This window comes from Vibrio sp. A1-1 (assembly GCF_021728175.1).
Classification (GTDB): domain Bacteria; phylum Pseudomonadota; class Gammaproteobacteria; order Enterobacterales; family Vibrionaceae; genus Vibrio; species Vibrio diabolicus.
This window is the reverse complement of record NZ_JAKKCL010000020.1, coordinates 1-22,295: the sequence shown is the minus strand read 5'-3', so window position 1 is coordinate 22,295 and position 22,295 is coordinate 1. Positions and strand designations below refer to the sequence as shown.

At 47.2% G+C, this 22,295-nt stretch carries 25 protein-coding genes; 11 read left to right on the top strand and 14 right to left on the bottom strand.

Translation table 11 applies throughout. The features are described 5' to 3' along the window. Positions 1-51: 51 nt before the first annotated feature. Positions 52-930 carry an acyltransferase gene (locus tag L3V30_RS21285; protein WP_114324056.1) on the top strand — a complete coding sequence of 293 codons (879 nt, stop codon included), beginning with the start codon at positions 52-54 and terminating at the stop codon, positions 928-930. Positions 931-975: 45 nt separating this feature from the next. On the opposite strand, the gene L3V30_RS21280 is transcribed toward L3V30_RS21285, so the two are convergent. From L3V30_RS21280 to L3V30_RS21260, 5 genes are all read right to left on the bottom strand, one after another. Further along, positions 976-1,578: a thiol:disulfide interchange protein DsbA/DsbL gene (locus L3V30_RS21280; RefSeq protein ID WP_005379036.1), complete on the bottom strand. Its 603-nt coding sequence runs from the start codon at positions 1,576-1,578 to the stop codon at positions 976-978. A 34-nt stretch (positions 1,579-1,612) separates the two neighbouring features. Then, a complete protein-coding gene (locus L3V30_RS21275) occupies positions 1,613-2,599 on the bottom strand; it encodes a serine/threonine protein kinase (RefSeq protein WP_237309821.1) in 987 nt (328 codons plus the stop codon). A gap of 53 nt (positions 2,600-2,652) precedes the next feature. Then, positions 2,653-4,074: a cytochrome c oxidase accessory protein CcoG gene (gene ccoG, locus L3V30_RS21270; protein ID WP_042523886.1), complete on the bottom strand. Its 1,422-nt coding sequence runs from the start codon at positions 4,072-4,074 to the stop codon at positions 2,653-2,655. A gap of 313 nt (positions 4,075-4,387) precedes the next feature. Then, a complete protein-coding gene (locus L3V30_RS21265) occupies positions 4,388-4,654 on the bottom strand; it encodes a YihD family protein (protein ID WP_048625604.1) in 267 nt (88 codons plus the stop codon). A gap of 166 nt (positions 4,655-4,820) precedes the next feature. Further along, entirely contained in the window at positions 4,821-4,988 is a 168-nt protein-coding gene (locus L3V30_RS21260; RefSeq protein ID WP_005379043.1) for a hypothetical protein, read from the bottom strand. Between the two features lie 296 nt (positions 4,989-5,284). Between L3V30_RS21260 and L3V30_RS21255 the strand changes: the two genes are divergently transcribed. Further along, positions 5,285-6,091, top strand: a complete 807-nt coding sequence (locus tag L3V30_RS21255; RefSeq protein ID WP_237309820.1) for a sporulation protein — start codon at positions 5,285-5,287, stop codon at positions 6,089-6,091. Positions 6,092-6,161: 70 nt separating this feature from the next. After that, a complete protein-coding gene (locus L3V30_RS21250; RefSeq protein WP_005394044.1) occupies positions 6,162-6,815 on the top strand; it encodes a hemolysin III family protein in 654 nt (217 codons plus the stop codon). A 38-nt stretch (positions 6,816-6,853) separates the two neighbouring features. Here L3V30_RS21250 and L3V30_RS21245 read toward each other — a convergent pair whose 3' ends face one another. The 6 genes from L3V30_RS21245 to def all read right to left on the bottom strand — a co-directional run bounded on the left by L3V30_RS21245 (position 6,854) and on the right by def (position 13,223). Then, positions 6,854-7,438 carry a DUF3157 family protein gene (locus L3V30_RS21245; RefSeq protein WP_065646623.1) on the bottom strand — a complete coding sequence of 195 codons (585 nt, stop codon included), beginning with the start codon at positions 7,436-7,438 and terminating at the stop codon, positions 6,854-6,856. Positions 7,439-7,463: 25 nt separating this feature from the next. Beyond that, positions 7,464-8,909, bottom strand: coding sequence for a TrkH family potassium uptake protein (locus L3V30_RS21240; RefSeq protein ID WP_006742925.1), 1,446 nt, complete (start codon positions 8,907-8,909; stop codon positions 7,464-7,466). Positions 8,910-8,918: 9 nt separating this feature from the next. Further along, positions 8,919-10,295: a Trk system potassium transporter TrkA gene (gene trkA, locus L3V30_RS21235; RefSeq protein WP_237309818.1), complete on the bottom strand. Its 1,377-nt coding sequence runs from the start codon at positions 10,293-10,295 to the stop codon at positions 8,919-8,921. A gap of 64 nt (positions 10,296-10,359) precedes the next feature. Continuing rightward, a complete protein-coding gene (gene rsmB, locus L3V30_RS21230) occupies positions 10,360-11,643 on the bottom strand; it encodes a 16S rRNA (cytosine(967)-C(5))-methyltransferase RsmB (RefSeq protein WP_005394040.1) in 1,284 nt (427 codons plus the stop codon). An 80-nt stretch (positions 11,644-11,723) separates the two neighbouring features. Further along, positions 11,724-12,671: a methionyl-tRNA formyltransferase gene (gene fmt / locus L3V30_RS21225; RefSeq protein WP_020839886.1), complete on the bottom strand. Its 948-nt coding sequence runs from the start codon at positions 12,669-12,671 to the stop codon at positions 11,724-11,726. A 33-nt stretch (positions 12,672-12,704) separates the two neighbouring features. After that, on the bottom strand, positions 12,705-13,223 hold the full coding sequence (gene def, locus L3V30_RS21220; protein ID WP_005461416.1) for a peptide deformylase: 519 nt from the start codon (positions 13,221-13,223) through the stop codon (positions 12,705-12,707). Positions 13,224-13,361: 138 nt separating this feature from the next. On the opposite strand from def, the gene L3V30_RS21215 reads away from it, so the two are divergent. The 4 genes from L3V30_RS21215 to L3V30_RS21200 all read left to right on the top strand — a co-directional run bounded on the left by L3V30_RS21215 (position 13,362) and on the right by L3V30_RS21200 (position 16,679). Continuing rightward, positions 13,362-14,456 (top strand): LysM peptidoglycan-binding domain-containing protein, encoded by a 1,095-nt coding sequence (locus tag L3V30_RS21215; RefSeq protein WP_237309817.1) that lies wholly within the window; start codon positions 13,362-13,364, stop codon positions 14,454-14,456. Next, entirely contained in the window at positions 14,440-15,549 is a 1,110-nt protein-coding gene (gene dprA, locus L3V30_RS21210; RefSeq protein WP_237309815.1) for a DNA-processing protein DprA, read from the top strand. The genes L3V30_RS21215 and dprA overlap by 17 nt, the downstream gene beginning before the upstream one ends. Before the next feature lie 2 nt (positions 15,550-15,551). Next, positions 15,552-16,031 (top strand): DUF494 family protein, encoded by a 480-nt coding sequence (locus L3V30_RS21205; RefSeq protein ID WP_005379074.1) that lies wholly within the window; start codon positions 15,552-15,554, stop codon positions 16,029-16,031. Between the two features lie 78 nt (positions 16,032-16,109). Continuing rightward, positions 16,110-16,679 carry a topoisomerase DNA-binding C4 zinc finger domain-containing protein gene (locus L3V30_RS21200; protein ID WP_005386647.1) on the top strand — a complete coding sequence of 190 codons (570 nt, stop codon included), beginning with the start codon at positions 16,110-16,112 and terminating at the stop codon, positions 16,677-16,679. A 69-nt stretch (positions 16,680-16,748) separates the two neighbouring features. On the opposite strand, the gene L3V30_RS21195 is transcribed toward L3V30_RS21200, so the two are convergent. Both L3V30_RS21195 and purE read right to left on the bottom strand, forming a co-directional pair. Continuing rightward, positions 16,749-17,876, bottom strand: a complete 1,128-nt coding sequence (locus tag L3V30_RS21195) for a 5-(carboxyamino)imidazole ribonucleotide synthase (protein WP_104971081.1) — start codon at positions 17,874-17,876, stop codon at positions 16,749-16,751. Between the two features lie 4 nt (positions 17,877-17,880). Further along, the gene (purE, locus tag L3V30_RS21190) at positions 17,881-18,366 is read right to left on the bottom strand and encodes a 5-(carboxyamino)imidazole ribonucleotide mutase (RefSeq protein ID WP_005394016.1); all 486 of its coding nucleotides are present in this window, start codon (positions 18,364-18,366) and stop codon (positions 17,881-17,883) included. Positions 18,367-18,565: 199 nt separating this feature from the next. On the opposite strand from purE, the gene L3V30_RS21185 reads away from it, so the two are divergent. From L3V30_RS21185 to L3V30_RS21170, 4 genes are all read left to right on the top strand, one after another. Further along, positions 18,566-19,123, top strand: a complete 558-nt coding sequence (locus tag L3V30_RS21185; RefSeq protein WP_046874602.1) for an L-threonylcarbamoyladenylate synthase — start codon at positions 18,566-18,568, stop codon at positions 19,121-19,123. 47 nt (positions 19,124-19,170) lie between these two features. Further along, complete coding sequence (hemF, locus tag L3V30_RS21180; protein ID WP_237309813.1) at positions 19,171-20,088, top strand: oxygen-dependent coproporphyrinogen oxidase; 918 nt, start codon at positions 19,171-19,173, stop codon at positions 20,086-20,088. A gap of 101 nt (positions 20,089-20,189) precedes the next feature. Beyond that, a complete protein-coding gene (gene aroE, locus L3V30_RS21175) occupies positions 20,190-21,023 on the top strand; it encodes a shikimate dehydrogenase (RefSeq protein WP_237309811.1) in 834 nt (277 codons plus the stop codon). 3 nt (positions 21,024-21,026) lie between these two features. Next, entirely contained in the window at positions 21,027-21,290 is a 264-nt protein-coding gene (locus L3V30_RS21170; RefSeq protein ID WP_005461429.1) for a DUF1488 domain-containing protein, read from the top strand. A gap of 7 nt (positions 21,291-21,297) precedes the next feature. Here L3V30_RS21170 and L3V30_RS21165 read toward each other — a convergent pair whose 3' ends face one another. After that, positions 21,298-21,846, bottom strand: coding sequence for a gamma carbonic anhydrase family protein (locus L3V30_RS21165; protein ID WP_005394003.1), 549 nt, complete (start codon positions 21,844-21,846; stop codon positions 21,298-21,300). Between the last annotated feature and the right edge of the window lie 449 nt (positions 21,847-22,295).

Below are 22,295 nucleotides of genomic sequence, written 5' to 3'. Positions count from 1 at the left end.
TAATTACACGCTGTTTTATTCTTCACACATTATCACTGTTGTTTGACTATCATGTTGGCATATTTGTTATTTTTTTTTAACGCTTCTTTTGTGATTCTCAATTCTGCGCTGTGTTCACTCGCAATTTGTATTATCGCTGTGTTTAAAGTATTGCTTCCAAGCGTGGAGCTAAAAGCGAAAGCGACCGCTTGTGCCAACAAGGTGATGTGGTTATGGGCTACAGTCAATGCGGGCATTTTGGCGGTTTCTAACCGTGTTGACTGGGATGTTCAGGGCGGTGAGGCGCTGAAAAAAGACGGGTGGTATCTGTTGATCAGTAATCATCTCAGTTGGACCGATATTGTGGTGCTTTGCTGTGTGTTTAAAGATCGCATTCCTATGCCGAAGTTTTTCCTCAAACAACAACTGTTGTATGTGCCTTTCATTGGGATGGCGTGTTGGGCGCTCGACATGCCATTTATGCGTCGTTATTCGCGAGAGTATCTGATCCGCAACCCGCACAAACGAGGTCAAGATTTAGAGACGACACGTCGCTCGTGCGCCAAGTTCAAAAATGCCCCAACCACAGTGGTTAATTATGTCGAAGGCACTCGATTTACCGAAGAAAAACAGCGTAAGAGCAAGGCGAGCTACCAATATTTGCTGCAACCAAAATCGGGCGGGATCGCATACACGTTAGCGGCAATGGGGGAGCAGTTCGAGAACATTATCGATGTGACGCTGGCGTACCCAGAAAATACAAATAAGCCATTCAAGGATTTATTAATGGGCCGAATGGGCAAGGTTGTAGTGCGTGTGAATGTGTTGCCCGTCGATGAACGAGTGCTTGGTGATTACTTTAACGATAAGCCCTATAAGCGACAATTTCAGCAATGGTTGGGTGATGTGTGGCAAGAAAAAGATCGGTTGCTACAAGAGATTTACAAATAAACAAAGGGGAGCGATGAGCTCCCCTTTTGATTGATATCGATGCGCTTATTTTAGTGTCAGCAAGTAGTTCACCAGAGAGAAGTACTCATCCATCGTCTTGATGCTTTGTGCTTGAACTAGGTATTTGTTGTTAACGATAACCGCAGGAACGCCGGTTAGACCGCTGTTTTCAAATTGCTTGTCCATACGGCGAACCATGGAATCAACCGCAAAGCCTTTGAATGCAGAGTCGAATTTCTTCGCGTCTACACCTTCATCAAGGAAGATTTGGCGAAGCTCTTCATCGTTACGTGGCGCCTTCTTTAGATTGTGGATGCGGTTAAACATCACAGGCACCATTTTGTCTTCCACTTTTAGTGCAACCATGGTCGCGTAGGCTTTGCTCATTGATGGGCCCATATTGCCACCCATGAAAGAAACGTGGTTTTTTAGTAGTTTAGTGCCTTCTGGCAACTGCTTTTTCAGTTGCTGGATAACAGGTTCAAAGCTATTACAGTGCGGGCAGTAGAAAGAGAAAAACTCCGTCACAAGAGGTTTTTTTGATGCCTCAAGATCCAATACTTTGTAATGTTCACCTTCTTTGAATTGCGCTGCATGTGCCGACAGGCTTAGCATCAGCATAGAAAACAGTGCGAACAGTTTTTTCATCGAAATATCTCCATTTTTGAATTTGTGGCCTGACTTACCATTGAGGCATTAAAGACAGCGGTGCTTCTTCTAAAGCGGCGATCTGCTCTTTAAATGCAAGGACCTGACCTTCCCAGTATTTTGGCTCATTAAACCATGGAAAAGCGAGAGGAAACGCAGGGTCATGCCAACGTTTTGCTAGCCATGCCATATAGTGCACCATTCGTAGACCGCGAAGTGGCTCAATTAGTTTCAATTCTGCGGGGTTAAAGTCGCAAAACTCTTGATAAGCTTCTAAAACAATATCCAGCTGCATCAGTTTGTCTTGGCGCTCACCGTTAAGCAGCATCCATAAGTCCTGCACAGCAGGGCCGTTACGAGCGTCATCCAAATCAACAAACATAGGGCCATCTCGCCACAAAATGTTGCCTGGGTGGCAATCGCCATGCAAACGAATCATATTGAAGCCTTCGTGCCAGTGGCTTTCAATTGATTTGATCAGCATATCCAAGTCATTGAAGAAGCTGTTCTCCAAGTGCATTGGAATCATATTGGCGTTTTGCAGAATCTCTCTTGGTTGATACAGGTATTCTTGTAAGCCGATCGTAGGGCGATGTTGGAAGGCTTGGCGGCTGCCGACTTTATGGATTCGGCCAAGGAAACGCCCTACACCTTCGAGCTGATCTAAATTGTCAACCTCGTATTGGCGACCACCCACGCTATCAAACAGCGCAAAAGCATAGCCTTGATAGTGATGCAGGGTTTCACCGTTGATGCGCACAGGTGGTGCGACGGGGATCTCATTGCCAATCAGCTCTAAAGTAAAGTCGTGCTCCTCTTGGATCTGTTCATTGCTCCAACGTTCAGGACGGTAAAACTTGACGACATAACGACGACGCTCTTCGTCAGTAAATTGATAAACACGGTTTTCGTAGCTATTGAGGGGAAGAAAGCCTGATTCTGCGCGAACGCCGATGCTTTCTAACGCGTACCACAGAAAGTCTGGGGTAAGGGCGTCAAAGTTAAACATACTTTGGGACATATAAACAAAAAGGCTCATTACTGAGCCTTTTTCCGTTAGTCACTGAAGTAGCGCTATAGTTTTTTAATAAAACGGCTTTCTACTTCAATAGTGAATTCGTTGCTCTTATCGGTGAGTATAAACTGAATTGTCGTAATCGCAGAGTTTAGCTTGTCAGGATCGGCACCAAGACTCATTGGCAGGTTCAATACCTCACCTGGCTGGACCTGAATTGTCTGCTTACCATACCAGCTTACATCGGATAGCCCTTCAACATCCAACGAGTACTCTTGCACTTGCTGAGTTTTGTTGATCACCTTGAGGGTGTAGGTGTTTTCTACTTCTCCCGAGCTATTAACGCGGAACAGTTGGTTACGGTCGCGAATAACACTCATGCCGGCTGGGTCTACCGCTGCAATTTGGGCAAAGAAAAGACCGACCATGACGAGTAGTACGGCACCATAGCCTAGCAGCTTCGGACGCATGACTTTGGTACTCTTACCCGATAAGCGGTGCTCGGTGGTGTAACTAATTAGGCCTTTCTCGTAACCCATGCGATCCATGGTGTTGTCACACGCATCAATACAGGCGCCACAGTTGATACATTCATACTGCAAGCCGTCACGAATATCGATACCTGTTGGGCACACCTGCACACACAAATCACAATCAATACAATCACCCAAACCAAGTTGCTTTGGATCGGCTTTGCGCGGACGTGGACCACGTTTTTCACCACGTTTGGCATCATAGCCAACGATGAAGGTGTCTTTATCAAACATGGCAGACTGGAAGCGCGCGTAAGGACACATGTGAATACACATGATGGAACGCATCCAACCAGCATTACCATAGGTACAAATGGCAAAGAACATTACCCAAAAGACGGGCCAGAAGTTGGCGTTAAAGGTGAAAAAGTCGATAACCAATTGCTTCATTGGAACGAAGTAGCCAACAAAAGTAAAACCAGTGGCGAGCGCAATGGCAAACCAAGCGATATGTTTGATGGTTTTGCGCATCGCTAAATTTGCCGTCAGCTTATTGGAGTCCTGCTTACGACGCTTATTGGCGCTGCCCTCTAGCTTCTCTTCAAACCAGATATACATGAAGGTCCAGACGGTTTGTGGGCAGAGATAGCCACACCAAACTCGACCTAAGAAGGTGGTAATAAAGAACAACCCAAACGCTGCGATCACAAATAGCAAGGCGAGTAGGGTAAGATCTTGCGGATACAACGTGGTACCGAAAAAGTTGAACTGCTGGTTGCCAATATCGAGCAAGATCGCTTGACGTTCACCGTAAGGGATCCACGGTATCAAAGCGAAGAGAAGCAGTAAGAACCAACCACCGTAACGACGCAGTTTCTGGTAAGTCCCTTTGCTTTCGCGTACATAGATGCGATTACTTGGGTTGAACCGATCCCCATTCCCTTTATGAGTCTTGGGGTTGTAGGTTTTAGGAGTCACATCTTTGATATCGATCTTATCCTGACTCATGCACTCATCCTTCTTAGGCTTTTATAATGTACGGCGTCATTTCTATTGATGTCGCTCGATGACATTGCTACTTCGTCCTTATCATAAATCATGACCGGACATAATTATTTTAGTAAATACTGATGAACGGCGATTATACAATCAATAACAATTCCTTTTCTTTAACGCAGTCAACGTTTAACAACAAAAGTCAGTACAGTTAACCTGATAATTGGATGAACAGTTATAACCAACTGTGGGACTAAAAATTTTAGTTATAAAAAAGCGACTCATTTGAGGGAGTCGCTTAAAGAATACTGGGTTGTTGAGCCGGTTATTTGATGATGCCACGAGCGCGCAGAATCGCAGTTTTAAAATCATCTTCTTGGTCTTTCTTAAGACCTGGGATCATTTCGTCTTTGCTGCTGTTACGCATTTTAAGGTGGTAGATCAGCACGTCGTCGGTCAGATCTTCTAGCTTACCTTCGTAGCCTGCTTCTTTCGCTAGCTTCACGATGAACTGCAGTAGGTTCATTTCTTGGTCTTTATGCCATTCAGGCTCTAGTAGCTCAAGCAGCTCTTCAATGCGATGACACTTCATTTCTTTCTCCACAGAATTTATAGGTGTAATTAGCTGTAAAGGTACCAAATTGCTTTGCGAAGACCAAATAGGAAAAACTATCTATTTCACTGTGTTTTGTTCTAAGTCGTTGAGGTGGTTTGAGTCGTGTGCAAAGAAAAAAGCGCAGCTGGCGCCGCGCTTTTGATTAAGCTGCTTTGATAACTTTGGCCGGAACACTCGACATCATTGCTGTCTTCTCAACCAATGTCATTGCTGGCGCAACTTGCTTTGCCTTTGGTGCAGTAGTAAAGCCACTGCGGCGGCGCATTGCACTAGTATTAGTGTGTGCGAACCTGACTGTTGTTGGGCGCATTAATTTACCTAACTGTCAGGCATATCCATTGCCGATGTAATGGCCTGAATCATTATGAGCTAGGCTCCAACAAGATTGAAGAATCACTCTTCTGGCTCTCGCCAATCCAGTTAATGAATCAGGAATACCGATATGCATGCATATCACGTATAAGATTAGCATCCTTGTAATAATTGGTCGATAGTTGAGCAATTGAATTGTTTAGATTTTGTCATTTTGTCGCGATGATCGAGGCAATTTTTGTTTGATCCCTCGATCAGCAGTAGTAGTATGAGATCTCGACGAAGGAGGTGCCTATGTCATTTTTGAAGAAGACACTTGCCAGTTTTGGGATTGGGAGCGCTAAGGTCGACTCAATCCTAAATCAAGACGTGCTATATCCTGGTCAAAGTGTGGATGTGTCTATCCATGTTTATGGTGGTGCCACTGAACAAGCGATCGACAACATCGATTTAAAACTGTGTTGTCGCTATATCGCGGAAGCTCCTGATGATCGTGGTGCGCGAGAAGGACACAGCATGCGCCGAGTACCTCAGACTCATGTGCTTGCTAAGTGGAGCCTCCCTTATGCGTTTACCATCCATTCCGGCGAAGAGCGTACCTTCGATGTTCAGCTCGATGTGCCTTGGAATACGCCTGTCACCATTGGTGACGCCAAAGTGTGGCTCGAAACCGGCTTGGACGTTGCTGCTGCTTTAGACCCGACAGATAAAGACATCCTCACCGTTCGACCTGATCCACTAATGGATGCGGTGTTATCTGCATTTGAAGCGCAAGGTTTGCGTATTCGCCAAGTGGAGTGTGAGGAAGTAAAAGGGTTCGACCTGCCATTTGTGCAAGAATTTGAGATGGTGCCGACTGACGGGCCATACCATGGCGTGTGGCGTGAGTTAGAATTTGTCGCTCATCGTAACGAGCAAGAACTCAAATTATGGTTTGAAGTTGACCGCACACGCAAGGGCGAGGGTGGCATGCTCGCAAGCTTACTGGGTAGCGGAAAACTCAAACGAGAGTTGACCATTCCAGCCACGACTAAGCTTGATCAAGTGGGTGAACTTGTACTTAATTATCTCGATCAAACCACGGCCGTTCATGAGTCTTAATTTAGGCTTACACGTGTAAGCCTAATGTGCCATACTAGAGCAAATTTCAAACTCTAGTATAGGCGCATTGATGTCTGAACTGCAGAAACCTCAATACAGTCAACGCGAAGAACTGGCCAATACCATCACTCATGGCATTGGGATGATTTTTGGTATTGTTGGCCTGATACTGCTGCTAATCAAAGCCATAGACCAGCAAGCTGATACGCTGACGCTGGCCAGTATGGCTGTCTATGGTGCGAGTATTATTGTGCTATTTTTGGCTTCGACGCTGTATCATGCAATTCCGCACCCCAACGCCAAACGTTGGCTAAAAACTTTCGATCACTGCGCCATTTATCTACTCATTGCTGGCAGTTATACGCCTTTTTTGTTGGTGAGTTTACGTACGCCGCTCGCGTTTGGTTTGATGATTGTTATCTGGACCATCGCTCTACTCGGCATCATCATGAAAGTCGCGTTTGTTTACCGATTTAAAAAGCTTTCCTTGATGACGTATTTGGTCATGGGCTGGCTGTCGTTGATTGTGATTTATCAGTTGGCGATCAACTTGGATATTGGCGGACTGACATTACTCGCAGCTGGTGGGATTGTGTATTCACTGGGGGTGATTTTCTACGTTGCGAAGCGTATTCCATTCAATCATGCGATTTGGCACGGCTTCGTTTTAGCGGGTTGTGTGTGTCACTTCTTCGCAATTTATTATTTTGTCGAGCCTATCTAACGGATAGATATGAACTCGACAAAACATGTGTTATCACATTAACGAGTTTTCACTTCTAACACTTTGGCTGAAAACTGGTATTGCTGAGACTGCGGCACTGCCAGTTTGATGCTTTTACCCTGTTCTGCTTGCTTTGGTCGCAGGTAAGTATCCGCCATTCGCTTGATGGATTGCCAAACTGTGACTTTTTCTTTCGCCAGTTGCTGGCCAGACATATCAAATACCTGAACTTCCACTTCAACTTGAATCACCGATTGTGAGCTTTGATTGGTAATGGACGTTGGCAGTACGAGCTCACCATCTTGATAGCTCGCGGAGCCAATCAGTACGTCGACACCAGAGTCAGACAGCTGCATGGTTGGCTTTTTGGCGTTTACCACCACGGTAGTGCCAACAGTTTTCGTCACCACTGGAATTGTCGCAATTGCGGGAGATGCGATCGTTTCAACCGCACTTGTTGTCGCTTGCGTCTCTGTTGCTTGCTGCGCAGGTTTTTTCATGACGTATTCCCAAGTAAAGTCATCGTTTAACTTCACTTCTCGACCATCGGCTAAAGTGATGACTTCAGCGGCGTATGTGGATGAGGCGGCAAGTAGGGTCGCCAGAGTGATCCATGTTTTCATTGTTATACCTTTTATTTGTGTCTGCTTAACGGCGCCAAAACGCAGGGAAGAACAGTACAAGAATAGTCAGAATTTCCAAGCGGCCCATTAACATGCCAAAGCTCAGGAGCCACTTGGCGGTATCTGGCAGAGGCGCGAAGTTACCCGTCGGTCCAATCACGCTTCCCATACCTGGGCCGACGTTGGCTACCGCAGTGATGGCACCAGAGATGCTAGTGATGGGGTCTAAACCCAGCGCACTCAAGCAACCCGCGATAAAGATGATGGTGATAAAGAACATCAAGCCAAACGCGACCACCGAGCGAACAATGTCATCATTCACTGGGCGTTGGTTGTAGCGCTGTACAAACACACCTGAAGGGTGAATCAATTTCATCATCTGTTTGTTCAGCAGTGTCATTGCGATTTGGAAACGGAAGATTTTGATCCCACCAGACGTTGACCCCGAACATGCGCCCGCCATCATTAAGAAGGCAAAAAGAGTGGTGGGTAATGCGCCCCACGCGGTGAAGTCCTCTAAGCCAAAGCCGGTTGTGGTGACGACTGAGACGATATTAAACATCGACACTCGCAGCGCATCCAGAATGGTGTATCCATCTCGAATCACTAACCAGGCTGAAATCACTAAGCTTGAGAACACGAACAGGTACGCGAATCCTCGAACTTGAGCGTCGTTAACCAATACATCAATACGGCGTTTACGTAACGCGGCGATGAAGAGCAAAAATGGCAAGCCACCTAAGAACATAAAGGTAGTGGCCACCCAGTGTGCGCCATTAGAGAAGTGGTTCATCGACCCATCGGATGTAGAGTATCCGCCCGTTGATAGCGTGGTAAAGGCGTGATTGATCGCTTCAAACAGGTTCATGCCGGTGACCAAGTAGCCCACAATGCATAAGCCAGTAAGCATCAAATAAACCGCTACGATGTTTTTGGCGACCGTTTTTGCTCTCGGGCTACTTTTATCCGACCAATCGGATGATTCGGTTTGGAATAGCTTCATACCACCGACATTGAGCATAGGTAGCACCGCCACCGCCATTACGATAAAACCAATCCCCCCAAGCCACTGCAAAATAGAGCGCCACAGCAAGATGCTCGGCGCCATGTTGTCTAGGCCACTTAGCACCGTTGAGCCCGTCGTGGTGATACCCGACATCGTTTCGAAGTAGGCGTCGGTGAAGCTGATGTGGTTGATAAACACAAATGGCAAGGCGGCAAACGCACTGGCGATGGTCCAAACCAAACTGGTGATGAGGAACATATCGCGTACGCTGAGTTTGAACTTGGCGGTTCGACCGATCGTGAGGCAAATGAAGGCGGCAAGGTGCGTGATCACAACGGCTTGGGCGAAATCGAGGAATCCCCCCGTACCGGTAAAGAAAGCGACCAAAGTCGGCACGTACATAAACAGGGCCAGTTTGGATAAAACCAGCCCGATAACAAATAGTACGGGACGTAAGTTGACCATAGGAAAATCCTAGAGGAAGAATGGACTCGGCTGGAATAGCGCTTCGACGTCTGATACGTATTTTTTGTTGACCAGGAACATCACCACATGGTCATCCTGCTCGATGACCGTACGGTCGTGGGCAATAAGGACTTCTTCGCCACGAACGATAGCACCAATGGTGGTCCCAGGTGGGAGCTTAATATCTCCAATCGCACGTCCAACCACTTTGGATGTACTTTCATCACCGTGAGCGACGGCTTCAATGGCTTCCGCAGCGCCGCGGCGAAGTGAGGACACGTTTACGATATCAGCGCGACGCACGTGCGTCAGCAAGGCGGAAATGGTCGCTTGTTGTGGTGAGATCGCCACATCAATTACGCCGCCTTGTACCAGATCTACATAAGCGCCACGTTGGATCAGTACCATTACTTTTTTCGCACCCATGCGTTTTGCCAACATCGCAGACATGATGTTGGTTTCATCTTCGTTGGTTAGCGCGATGAAGACGTCGACTTGGTCGATGTTCTCTTCCGAGAGAAGCTCTTGGTCTGCCGCGTCGCCGCAGAACACGATGGTGTTTTCTAGCTCTTCTGACAGTTTTTCTGCACGTTGGTAGTTACGTTCAATCAGCTTCACGCTGTAGTTTTGTTCTAAGCGCTTTGCGAGACTGGCACCAATGTTACCCCCGCCAACAATCATGATGCGGCGGTACGGTTTTTCTAGGCGCTGAAGTTCACTCATCACTGAGCGAATATGATTACTTGCGGCAACGAAGAACACTTCATCATCGGCTTCAATAATGGTGGTGCCTTGCGGGCGAATCGGACGGCCTTGACGGAAAATCGCTGCCACACGGGTATCGATGTGCGGCATGTGCTCACGCAAAGCAGACAGCGCGTTACCCACCAACGGGCCACCGTAGTAGGCTTTTACCGCCACTAGGCTGACTTTCTGTTCAGCAAAGCTCACCACTTGCAGCGCGCCCGGGTATTGGATCAGACGTTCGATGTAGCTGGTTACCAGCTCTTCTGGTGCAATCAGGTGGTCGACGGGGATCGCACCAGACTTAAATAGGGCTTCTTTTTCTGCCAAGTATTCTGGAGAGCGAATACGTGCAACGCGGTTTGGGGTGTTGAATAGAGTGAACGCGACCTGACAGGCGGCCATGTTGGTTTCATCAGTGTTGGTTACTGCGACGAGCATATCGGCGTCTTGCGCGCCAGCTTCGTGCAGCACGTCCGGGTGGCTCGCATGGCCATTGACCACACGCAGGTCGTATTTGTCCTGCAATTCACGCAGTCGGTCGGTATTGTTGTCGACGATGGTGATGTCGTTGTTTTCACCCACTAGGTTTTCTGCCAGTGTGCCGCCAACCTGACCTGCACCAAGAATAATGATCTTCATACTCTTTTCTCGTTATCTGAAAAAGGCGATTGAAATCACTCCAATCGCCCTATTTAGCATGCTGTTACGCGTGTGTTTTAGTTAGCACTGCGTAGTAGAAACCATCCATATCTTCTTCGCCTGGTAGAATTTGACGACCAGGCTGGTCGGGATCAGAATCCAGCAGTTGCGCATCCGCGGTACGTGCTAAAAACGCTTTTACTTGCTCCACGTTTTCTTGCGGTGTGATTGAACAAGTCGCGTAAACCATTGTGCCGCCGGGTTTCAGTTGCGTCCACATGGCATCAAAAATTTCACTTTGTAGCTCTGCTAATGCGGCGATGTCGTCTGCACGACGTAGCCATTTGATGTCTGGGTGACGACGAATCACGCCAGTCGCAGAACATGGGGCATCCAGCAAAATGCGATCAAATTGCTCGCCTTGCCACCATTCTTGTGGATTACGCGCATCACCGCAAACCACTTTTGCCTGAAGGTTGAGACGCTTCAGGTTTTCATGCACACGTTTCAGCCGTGTGTCGTCGCAGTCAATCGCGACCACTTCACTGCCCGACGTGCGCTCTAGAATGTGCGCAGTCTTGCCACCTGGCGCAGCACAGCAATCTAAAATCAGTTCGCCGTCTTGTGGTTTTAGGTAGTTGATCGAAAGCTGCGCTGCCGCATCTTGGACCGAAACCCAACCTTTATCAAAGCCAGGTAGCTTCATCACGTCACATGGTGCGGCCAATTTTATGGCGTCCATTGCTTCTGTGTGTGGCGTGCTATCAATGTTTTCATTTTTGAGTAGCGCAAGGTATTCATCACGAGTGTGGTGTTGATGGTTCACACGCAGCCACATTGGTGCTTTTTGGTTGTTCGCTTCAACAATGCTTTCCCATTGCTGTGGGTAGGCCTCTTGCAGCAGTTTTAGTAACCAGCTTGGGTGACCGTACTTGCCAGCGTTGTTGCTGACGGCCATTTGGTCGAGTTCTTCTTGGTTGCGTTGGTAGTTACGCAATACTGCGTTAATCAAACCACGCAGACGAGGACCTTTCAGCTCTTTAGTGCCTTCAACCGTTTCACCGACAGCTGCGTGCGCAGGAATGCGCATGAAACTCAGTTGGTAAATACCAACCAGAATTAGGTGATGGAATACACGTTGTTTGCCTTTGAGCGGCTTATCCATCAACTGGTTTGCGATCATTTCTAGGCGAGGTAGGTAACGTAACGCACCGTAACAGATCTCTTGTAGCAGAGCATGGTCACGAGGTCGTACCGTTTGTTGAGCCGCTGGAAGAGCGCTTGAAAGTGAGTGGCCCTTGTCGACGACAAGATACAGGACGTTAGCAGCCGCAGCGCGAACATTCATGATGAGTACCTTAAAGTAAAGGAGGGCATCTCTGCCCTCTAAAAGTTCGTATTATTGGGGATGATAACCCCTAGTATGGCTTAAACCAGCAGAGTGCCGACTTCAAACCAAGCTGCACGTGAGTTTAGAATATCCTGAACTGACATGGCTTTTTTGCCAGGAACTTGCAGTTGCTCTAGCACCAGTACACCGTTGCCTGTCGCAACATAGATACCGGTTTTATCTGCTTGCACGATGGTGCCGGCTGGCTTGTCACTGGTTTGCTCTGCCACACGGCTTTGCCATACTTTGATGCTGTTTTCTGCCGCCTCAAAGTGGCTCATTGGCCATGGGTTAAATGCACGAACGCAGCGCTCAATGTGCGCCGCATCGTCGTTCCAGTTGATGCGTGCTTCTTCTTTGCTGAGTTTTTTCGCATAGTTCGCTAGCTCATCGTCTTGCTGCACTGGCACTGCTTTACCCGCAGCAATGTCTGCTAGGCAGTCAATCAGGGCTTCTGGACCAAGCTCCGCCAATTTTTCGTACATTGAAGCGCTGGTATCTGTCGCTTCGATTGGCAGAGTTGCAATCTTCAGCATATCACCAGTGTCGAGACCGATGTCCATCTGCATGATGGTCACGCCAGTTTCTGCATCGCCCGCCCAAATAGAGCGTTGGATTGGAGCCGCACCACGCCAACGAGGTAGGATAGAACCATGTACGTTGATACAACCCAGTTTAGGGGTATCAAGAACCGCTTGTGGCAGGAGCATACCGTACGCCACGACAACCATGAGATCGGCGTTCAGGTCGGCAAGTTCTTGTTTCGCTTCGTCGGACTTAAAGCTTTCAGGTTGGTAAACCGGGATGTTGTGTTCCAGCGCCAGTTGTTTTACCGGTGGCGCAGCCAATTTCTTGCCACGACCCGCTGGACGATCTGGGTTTGTGTAAACCGCGATTACTTCATGCTCCGAAGACAACAACGCCGCCAAGTGACGGGCGGCGAAATCCGGAGTACCTGCAAAGACAATACGTAAAGACTGACTCAAGGTAGACTTCCTTCTAATTGGTATGGTTCGAGATTAAGCGTTTTGCTGCTTCTCGTTAAAGCGTTTGATTTTTGCTAGCTTGTCCTGAATGCGTTTGCGTTTCAGTGGTGATAGGTAATCCACGAATAGCTTACCTTGTAGGTGATCAAGCTCGTGTTGAACACAAATCGCTAGCAGGTCGTCGGCTTCAAAGGTGAACTCTTTGCCATCACGATCCAGTGCTTTAACGGTAACTTCTGCAGCGCGAGGCACAAGTGCGCGTGCACCTGGTACCGACAGACAGCCTTCTTCGATGCCATCTTCGCCACGCTTTTCCAGAATCTCAGGGTTGATTAGCACCATCGGCTCATCGCGAGTTTCTGAAATATCAATCACTACGATACGTTTGTGGATATCAACCTGCGTTGCAGCAAGGCCAATACCTTCTTCGTCGTACATGGTTTCAATCATGTCATCGACGATTTTTTGAATCTCAGGAGTCACCGCGTCAACAGGCTTCGCGACCGTGCGCAGGCGATCATCTGGGAATGTTAATACTTGTAATACAGACATATTCACTCGAAATATTGAACTGTGCCGAAACAGCACAAACCTTGTTGGCTCAATTCTAGACATTTTATAGCCTAAATGACAGCATCCTTGCACCAATTTCCATTCTGGTTCCTGCTTAACAGACCAAGGACGAGGGTCATGAATCGAATTTTCCGCAACGTTGCCAGTGTTACGTTGCCGTTACTTTTCTCTTTCAACGCTGTAGCAAATGTGGATGCGAAACCACTGACTGTTAAAGATGATGCGCCACAAACATATGTAGTCGTGAAGGGCGATACGCTATGGGATATTTCGGCCATGTACTTGGATAGCCCGTGGTTGTGGCCTCGTTTATGGCAAGTAAACCCGGAAATCGACAACCCTCATTTAATTTATCCCGGTGACAAGCTGTCTTTGGTGTGGATTAACGGTCAGCCCGTATTGAGCCTAAAACCGGTTAAGAAGCTGAGCCCGAAAGCACGTATCACGGAAAAGAAAGCGGTACCAACGGTCGCGGAAGGTTTGGTGATGCCTTACCTCAAATCGGATCGGTTGCTGGATCAAGATGCGTTGAACAGTGCAGCAAAAGTGATGGGTAGCAGCAAAGGCAGTAAGTATCTGACTGCAGAAGATGTGCTGTATATCAATGGTAATCAGACCGCGACAGGTTGGGCTATTTACCGACCAGTAGCTACCTTTTCGCGTGACGATGTGTCCGAAGAGATTACCGCGCTGCGTTTGATTGCCAAAGGCGAGCTCGTTGAAGCTTCGAGTGATTATTCAGGTTTGAAGCTTACATCGCAGATGCAAGAAATTCTACGTAACGATATCGCGTTGCCAAATCAATCGGTTGAGAATACTGACTTCACGACTACGTTCTACCCGCTGCCGTCGCCACAAGGCAGTTCGGCAAAGTTGCTAGGTAATATCGAAGGTATTCGCTTTAGTTCAACTAACCAAGTCGTGGTGATTGATAAAGGCACGTCAGACAATCTGAAGCAAGGCAGTGTGTTTGATTTAAAAGAAGACGCGCACCCAGTTTACAAAGACGGCGATGAGTTCAAGAAAGAGTTTGGCGTGCTTGATAAGAAAATCACTCTGCCACAGAGTAAAGTTGGCGAATTGCTTGTGATTCGTCCGTATCAGTACTTTAGCTTGGCACTTATCACTAACAGTACGAAACCCATTAACCAAGATGTTTCGGTGGTGTCACCGTTGGCGAACGAATTAACCATCGATGAATCGACGAAATAACGATGATCTCGCTGCCTGGTTAAAACTGAGTTGTTTACCAGGCATTGGCGGGGTCAAAATGAATAAGCTACTGGCAAGAGACACGCCGCGTAACATCGTAAACTTCTCTCCCGAACAGCTACAACAACTTGGGTTAACAACTAAGCAAATTCAAGCTTGGGCTTCAACAGATAAAGAAGTTGATGCCTGTTTAAGTTGGCTTGAGGCTTCTACAAATCATCATATCCTGACACTGACTGACCCGCTTTATCCACCTCAACTCAAACAAATCGTTGCGCCGCCACCTCTGCTTTTTGTTCAAGGAAATTCTACTTGTCTTTCGCAGCCACAAATAGCAATGGTTGGCAGCCGAAATGCGAGTATTGATGGCTTACAGCATGCACGCCACTTTGCCGCAGAATTTGTTCAGCACGATTTTATTGTCACCAGTGGTCTCGCTTTAGGCATTGACGGTCATGCGCATGATGGTGCGTTGCAAGCAAAAGGTAAGACGATTGCGGTGCTGGGATCTGGCTTAGAAAATATTTATCCGGCACGTCATCGTGGTTTAGCGCAACGTGTTATTGAACATGGGGCTTTGGTGTCTGAGTTTCGCCCTAACGCCAAGCCGCGCCCGGAAAACTTCCCGCGTCGAAACCGCATTATTAGCGGATTATCGCTAGGTGTGTTAGTTGTGGAAGCGGCGGAAAGGAGTGGCTCGTTAATTACTGCTCGTTACGCGCTTGAGCAAGGTCGAGAAGTGTTTGCGCTGCCAGCGTCAATCAATGCCCCCAATGCCTGCGGTGGCAACCAGTTGATACGTCATGGTGCTTGCCTCGTAGAAAAGACGAAAGATGTCTTAGATGAAATACAGTCTTTGCTTGATTGGTCTATTAATCAGAGTACCGATTTATTTTCTACGTTAAATGATGAAGAAGAATTGCCATTTCCTCAGCTGTTAGCTAACGTAGGAAGTGAAGCTACACCGGTTGATATTCTTGCAAACAGGACCAATATACCTGTCCAGGAAGTCATGATGCAGCTCTTAGAGTTAGAACTCTCTGGGCATGTCGTTGCGGTTTCAGGTGGCTATATTCGAAAGGGGAGGGGCTAGCTATGATGATGGATATACTGATGTATCTATTCGAAACCTACATCCATAGCGATGCAGAGTTACAGGTCGAACAAGACGAGTTGGAAGAAGAGCTGCTCCGTGCAGGCTTCCAACAAAAAGATATCTACAAAGCCCTTGTCTGGTTAGAAGAGCTTGCCGCATTGCAGCAAAGTGATACCTCTTCTGCAATCTCGACTTGCATGGCTTCGTCATCAACTCGTATCTACACAGCGAAAGAGATGCAGCGTTTAGATTTGGAATGCCGAGGGTTTTTATTGTTTCTCGAGCAAATCAATGTTTTAACCACAGAAACTCGCGAAATGGTGATTGACCGAGTGATGGGTCTAGAAACGAGTGAGTTTGAGCTTGAAGACCTCAAATGGATCATTTTGATGGTGCTGTTTAATGTGCCTGGTAATGAAAACGCTTATACGCTAATGGAAGAGCTGTTGTACACCAAGGAACAAGGGATTCTTCACTAACCCAATCTAGGCAAGTTCGAGTTTAGCTAGCAAGAACGCGAGCTTGTCTTTTGGTGTGTTTTTCACGAAACGGTAAGTATGAGTAGTAAAATCGACAACACCCTTTTCTCTGCCCATGAACACGCATTGGAACACGAGCCGTGTCCTAAATGTGGCAGCGAGTTGACCCTCAAACATGGCAAACACGGTCCCTTTCTTGGCTGTAGCCACTATCCAAGCTGTGATTACATCAAAGCCCTGCACAACAATGATGGACACATCGTCAAAGAGCTTGGCGTTCCTTGTCCAGATTGTGGTAACGAGTTGGTATTACGCCAAGGGCGTTATGGGATGTTTGTTGGTTGCAGTAACTATCCGGCGTGCCATCATATTGAGTCGATTAATCAACCAGAGCCAGAAAAGCAGTCGCAAGAGCACCACGCGTGTCCTGAATGCGGTAAAGGTCATTTAGTTGAGCGTAAGACGCGCTTTGGTAAAACTTTCTACGCATGTGATAACTACCCTAAATGCAAATTTGCAGTGAATCTCCCTCCGGTAAAGGGGAGGTGTGAAGAATGTGGTTTTACTCTGTTGGTGGAGAAGAAACTCGCCAGTGGTGTGAAATTGCAATGTGCCAACCGTAAGTGCCAGCACACTCAGCAAGGGTAAATACATCAAAGGAATTAAAAAGGGTCGCATCGTGCGACCCTTTGTGGTTTTTGGGGCTAGATTTTAGCGTTATGCTTGTTTCGCAAACTCGTGCACGGCTGGGAATGCCATTGGATCTAAGGCATCCGCGAGAGCGCACAACCTACGGTGCAATTCTCCTGGGTAGTCACCACATACGTTGATGTGACCCATTTTTCGCCCTTCACGCTTCTCTTTGCCGTACCAATGGATGTGACAACCATCCATGGCGAGAAGCGCTTCTGGCAACGTATCTTCACCAAGAATATTCACCATCGAGGTTTCGCGAATCAGTTTGGTGCTGCCTAACGGCAAGCCGCATACGGCGCGCAGGTGGTTCTCGAACTGACAGGTTTCTGCACCTTGCTGTGTCCAGTGACCGGAGTTGTGCACTCGTGGGGCAATCTCATTCACTAACAGTGTGCCATCGACATCAAAGAATTCGAGCGCCAATACACCAACGTAATCTAGGCTATCTGCGACGGCCGTGAGCATCTGCTTGGCTTGGGCTTGCAGTTCTGGCGCATCAATTGCGGTGGATAAGCTCAATACGCCATTGATGTGAACGTTTTCTGCTAGAGGGTACACTTCAACGCTGCCATCTTTACCGCGAGCACCTACAAGTGATACTTCGCGGTTAAAAGGAACAAACTCTTCAGCAACAATCGCTTGAGTAGGTGTTGCCGCGATGCACTCTGCCATCTCAGTCCAAATGTCGTCGACTTGAGAAGCGTCTTTTAAGCGCCATTGACCTTTACCATCGTAACCACCCAATGCACTTTTCAGAACCATTGGCATACCAACGTGTTCAATTGCGCGCTCAAAGTCTTCACGAGTTTCAATCACGTAGTATTTCGCGTTGCGCACGCTAGCATCATCAAGCAGTGCTTTTTCAATACGGCGATCACCACCTGCTTTGATGGCTTGCGTACTTGGTAGGAACTTGCCGCTCGCTTCGCAAACCTTGAGCACGTCATGTGGAATATGCTCGAACTCGGCAGTAATCACATCAACTTGCGTAATCGCATTTTCCAAGCCATGGCCAAGTACCTGTTGAGTTAAAGGGTGAACGACATCACCGCTGCTGACATCGTAAGCTGAAATTTGAATATTCAGTGGCGCACCAGCCAGAGACATCATTCGAGCCAATTGACCAGCACCAAGAACCAGTACATGCATCTGATTAATCCTCAGCTGGATTTGGGTTAGCCAGTACGGTTTCCGTCTGTTCATTGCGGAACGCTTCTACCTTCGCCATGATGCTTTCGTCATGAGTGCCTAGGATTTGTGCCGCTAAGATGCCTGCGTTTGCAGCGCCCGCTTCGCCAATCGCTAACGTACCGACGGCAATGCCTTTTGGCATTTGTACAATAGATAGCAGAGAGTCCATGCCTTTTAGTGCGCGAGATTGAACCGGAACGCCAAGTACAGGCAAACTGGTGAAGGCTGCCGCCATTCCCGGTAGGTGAGCTGCACCACCGGCACCTGCGATGATCACTTTGATGCCGCGTTCTTTCGCGCTGCTAGCGTAATCGGCTAATAGTTGAGGAGTACGGTGAGCTGACACCACCTTTGTTTCGTAAGACACGCCAAATTGATCCAGCATGTCTGCTGCTAGTTTCATGGTTGGCCAATCGGATTTAGAACCCATGATGATACCGACTTTCATCTCAAACTCCTTCAAGCTGCAAAATTAGGTGAGCTGATAAATTTGTGCGCATTATACGGGGATTTTTATCTCAAGCAAACGTTTGCGTCTTGTTGTTGACGCTATTGATACATTTTATAAAAAAATTGCTTTAGTGTCTGAGAATGAATATTTGTACACTTAGTGAAAATAATACAGTCAGACAATCAGGAAGTAATCGGTGGATAACTTTGAACAAGTGCTCAACGCACTACAACAAGGCGAAGTGATTGCCTACCCAACAGAAGGGGTTTTTGGTGTCGGATGCGATCCAGATAACCCAGAAGCAATTCAAAAACTGCTGGAGCTCAAGCAGCGCCCGGTGGAAAAAGGGCTGATTCTGATCGCTGCAAGTTATGAGCAGCTCTTGCCGTATATTGATGAATCTCAACTGACTCGAGAACAATTAGCGACCGTTCATGCAACTTGGCCAGGTCCATACACTTGGATCATGCCTGCGAGCGATAAAGTCTCCAACTGGGTTTCAGGGCAGTTTGATTCAATTGCAGTTCGTGTGACTGATCATCCTTTGGTTCAAAAGATGTGTAATGCATTCGGAAAGCCGTTAACCTCTACCAGCGCGAATCTTTCCGGCTTGCCACCGTGTATGACCACGGAAGAAGTCGAAGAGCAATTGGGTGACAAGCTGGTGGCCATTCTTCGTGGTGAAACCAGCGGTCGTGATAAACCCAGCGAGATTCGTGACGCCAAGACTTCACAAATATTAAGACAGGGCTAACCCTGCTTGCCAGTCATCAACCGGTATCACGTAATAGGTAATAACGTATGTCAGCAATCGATAAGCACGCCGTAAAGCAGTTCCTGATGTCACTTCAGGACTCCATTTGTCAGCAGTTAGAACAAGAAGATGGAGAGGCCGTCTTTGTCGAGGATGCATGGCATCGTGAACCGGGCGAACGTCTTGGTGGCGGTGGGCGCTCACGTGTTATGCGTGATGGCCTTGTTTTCGAGCAAGGTGGGGTGAACTTCTCGCATGTAGAAGGGAAAGAAATGCCAGCATCTGCGACGGCACATCGTCCGGATCTAGCGGGTCGCCGTTTTGAAGCGATGGGGGTCTCTTTGGTTATCCATCCCAAAAACCCTTACGTCCCAACTTCTCATGCTAATGTGCGTTTCTTTATCGCTGAGAAAGAGGGCGAAGAACCAATTTGGTGGTTTGGTGGTGGTTTCGACCTGACTCCTTTCTATCCTTTCGAAGAAGATTGTCAGTCATGGCACGATACAGCTAAGGCAATCTGTGCCCCATTTGGTGAAGAAGTATATGCAGAACACAAAGCGTGGTGTGATAAGTACTTCTTCTTGCCACATCGAAACGAAACTCGTGGTGTCGGTGGTTTGTTCTTTGATGATTTGAACCACTGGGAGTTTGATAAGTGTTTCGATTACATCAAAGCGGTGGGTGAAGGCTATTGCCAAGCTTACTTGCCGATTGTGTCTCGTCGTAAAGACATCGAATATGGCGAGCGCGAACGTGAATTCCAACTTTACCGTCGTGGTCGTTATGTTGAGTTCAACTTAGTCTACGACCGTGGCACCTTATTTGGTTTACAAAGTGGTGGGCGTACCGAGTCGATTCTGATGTCGATGCCGCCGTTAGCGCGATGGGAGTACCGCTACGAACCAGAAGCAGGAACGCCTGAAGCCGAACTTTACGAGCGATACCTGAAACCACGCGAATGGTAAGCACGGAATCTCCTTTTCTATATAGATAGATAGTGATAGGGTCATCTGTAATCAGATGGCCCTGTTTTCTCTATATCTAAGTAAGGAATAAAGGTAAGGACATGACCCCGCAAATCGATCGTTACGCCGTGTTTGGTAACCCTATCGGGCACAGCAAGTCGCCATTTATCCATACACTCTTTGCTCGTCAAACTAATCAGTCCCTAACATACACCGCAGAGTGTGCGCCTGTGGGTGGATTTATCGAGGCGGCGAAAGCATTTTTTGCTGACGGCGGCAAAGGCTGTAACGTGACCTTGCCTTTTAAAGAAGATGCCTATCAATTTGCTAGCCGTTTGACCGAGCGTGCTCAGCTTGCTGGAGCAGTGAATACACTTAAGAAGCTTGATGATGGTGAAATCATTGGTGATAACACTGATGGTGCAGGCTTAGTGCAGGACTTGTTGCAACATCAAGTCGTTTTAGAAGGCGCACGCATCCTGATCATAGGAGCTGGTGGTGCCGCTCGAGGAGTGATTAAACCATTGCTCGATCAAAAACCAATATCTCTAACGATAACTAATCGTACATTTTCCAAAGCCGAAGAATTGGCAGAATTGTTTTCTGCGTATGGCCCTATTACAGCAAAAGAGATGAATACCATTGCTGAAGAGTTCGATGTCATAATCAACTCTACGTCTGCATCATTGAGTGGTGAGTTACCTGCGATCTCTTCCTCGGTGTTCGCCGCCAATAGTACAAGCTACGATATGATGTATGGCAAAGGTGATACCACATTTAACCAATGGGCTCAGCAACACGGTGCGGCACATGCTTATGATGGTTTAGGTATGTTAGTTGGCCAAGCTGCTGAGAGTTTTATGTTATGGCGCGGTCTTCGTCCTGAAGCTAAACAGATTTTGCGTGAATTAAGAAAGAACCTTGAAGGTCAATAAGCGATGAATCAATCCATCTTATTCCCAGACATGCAATCATGGGATGAAGTATCACAATCAGTAAACTTTGCGGCGCAACAATCTGGTGCGCTAATAGAATGCTTTGTGACGAAACAAAAGTTAGAAAAGTTATCTGGCTCAGAGTTAGATACGGAGCAGGCCGTGATCTCTGCTTTTATTGACTACCGATTTGATCTGGAAGAAATAGCAGAAGAGTTAATAGAAGATGAAGCCTTCAACGAAGAAGGCCATATTATCATCGGCTAACAGACCTTTAGTTCAAGTCTTCTACTTCATGTAAGTAGTCGTTTTTGTTTTGAACATAGTTATTGGCAGACTTTTGCAAAAAAGCTCGTTCTGTCTCTGATAGAGGGCGAGCTTGTTTTACTGGACTACCGACATAAAGATAACCGCTTTCTAATCTCTTTCCTGGCGGTACTAAACTGCCCGCTCCAATCATCACCTCTGATTCAATAACGACAGCATCTAAAACAATCGCCCCCATACCAACCAAAACACGATCGTGGATCTCACAACCGTGCAGCATCACTTTGTGGCCAATCGTAACGTCATTGCCAATTATAAGTGGGTAGCCGTTTGGGTTTTCGGCGTTCTTATGGGTGACATGCAAAACACTGCCATCTTGAATATTCGTTCTATCACCAATGTGAATGTGGTTCACATCACCTCGTGCCGCTACTAATGGCCAAATGCTAGAATCGTCCCCAATACGGATATCTCCGACTAACACTGAGGTTGAGTCAACGTAAACACGTTCACCAAGTTGAGGCTTTATACCTTTGTAGCTTCTAATTGAGCTCATCTTTTCTCCTTATTAGGGACGATTACAGGGGACATGGAGGTAGAATAGTAGTGAAAACTCGCCTTTTAGAATAAAAAACACCCAAACGATAAAAAAATCAAAAAAAACGTGAAAAAGGGCTTGCCAATGTGATCGCAATCTCTATAATGCCACCTCGCTGACACGGCAACGCTTCGAAAGAAACGAAGTCGAGGTTAGCAAGCCAAATTAGCCAAGCGGAAACGCTTGAAGAAAGTTTGAAAAAAGTGATTGACACTAAACTTTAACTCGCTAAAATGGCCGTCCTGTTTTGAGCAAAGCTCAACAGGAAAAGCTCTTTAACAATATAGACCTATCAATCTGTGTGGGCACTCGTTGATGATAATCCAATTCGATACCTCGGTATCAAATTAGGTTTCAATGAAACGAAGTGACCATTGAATCTTCGGATTCAGCACAGTCAATTCAAA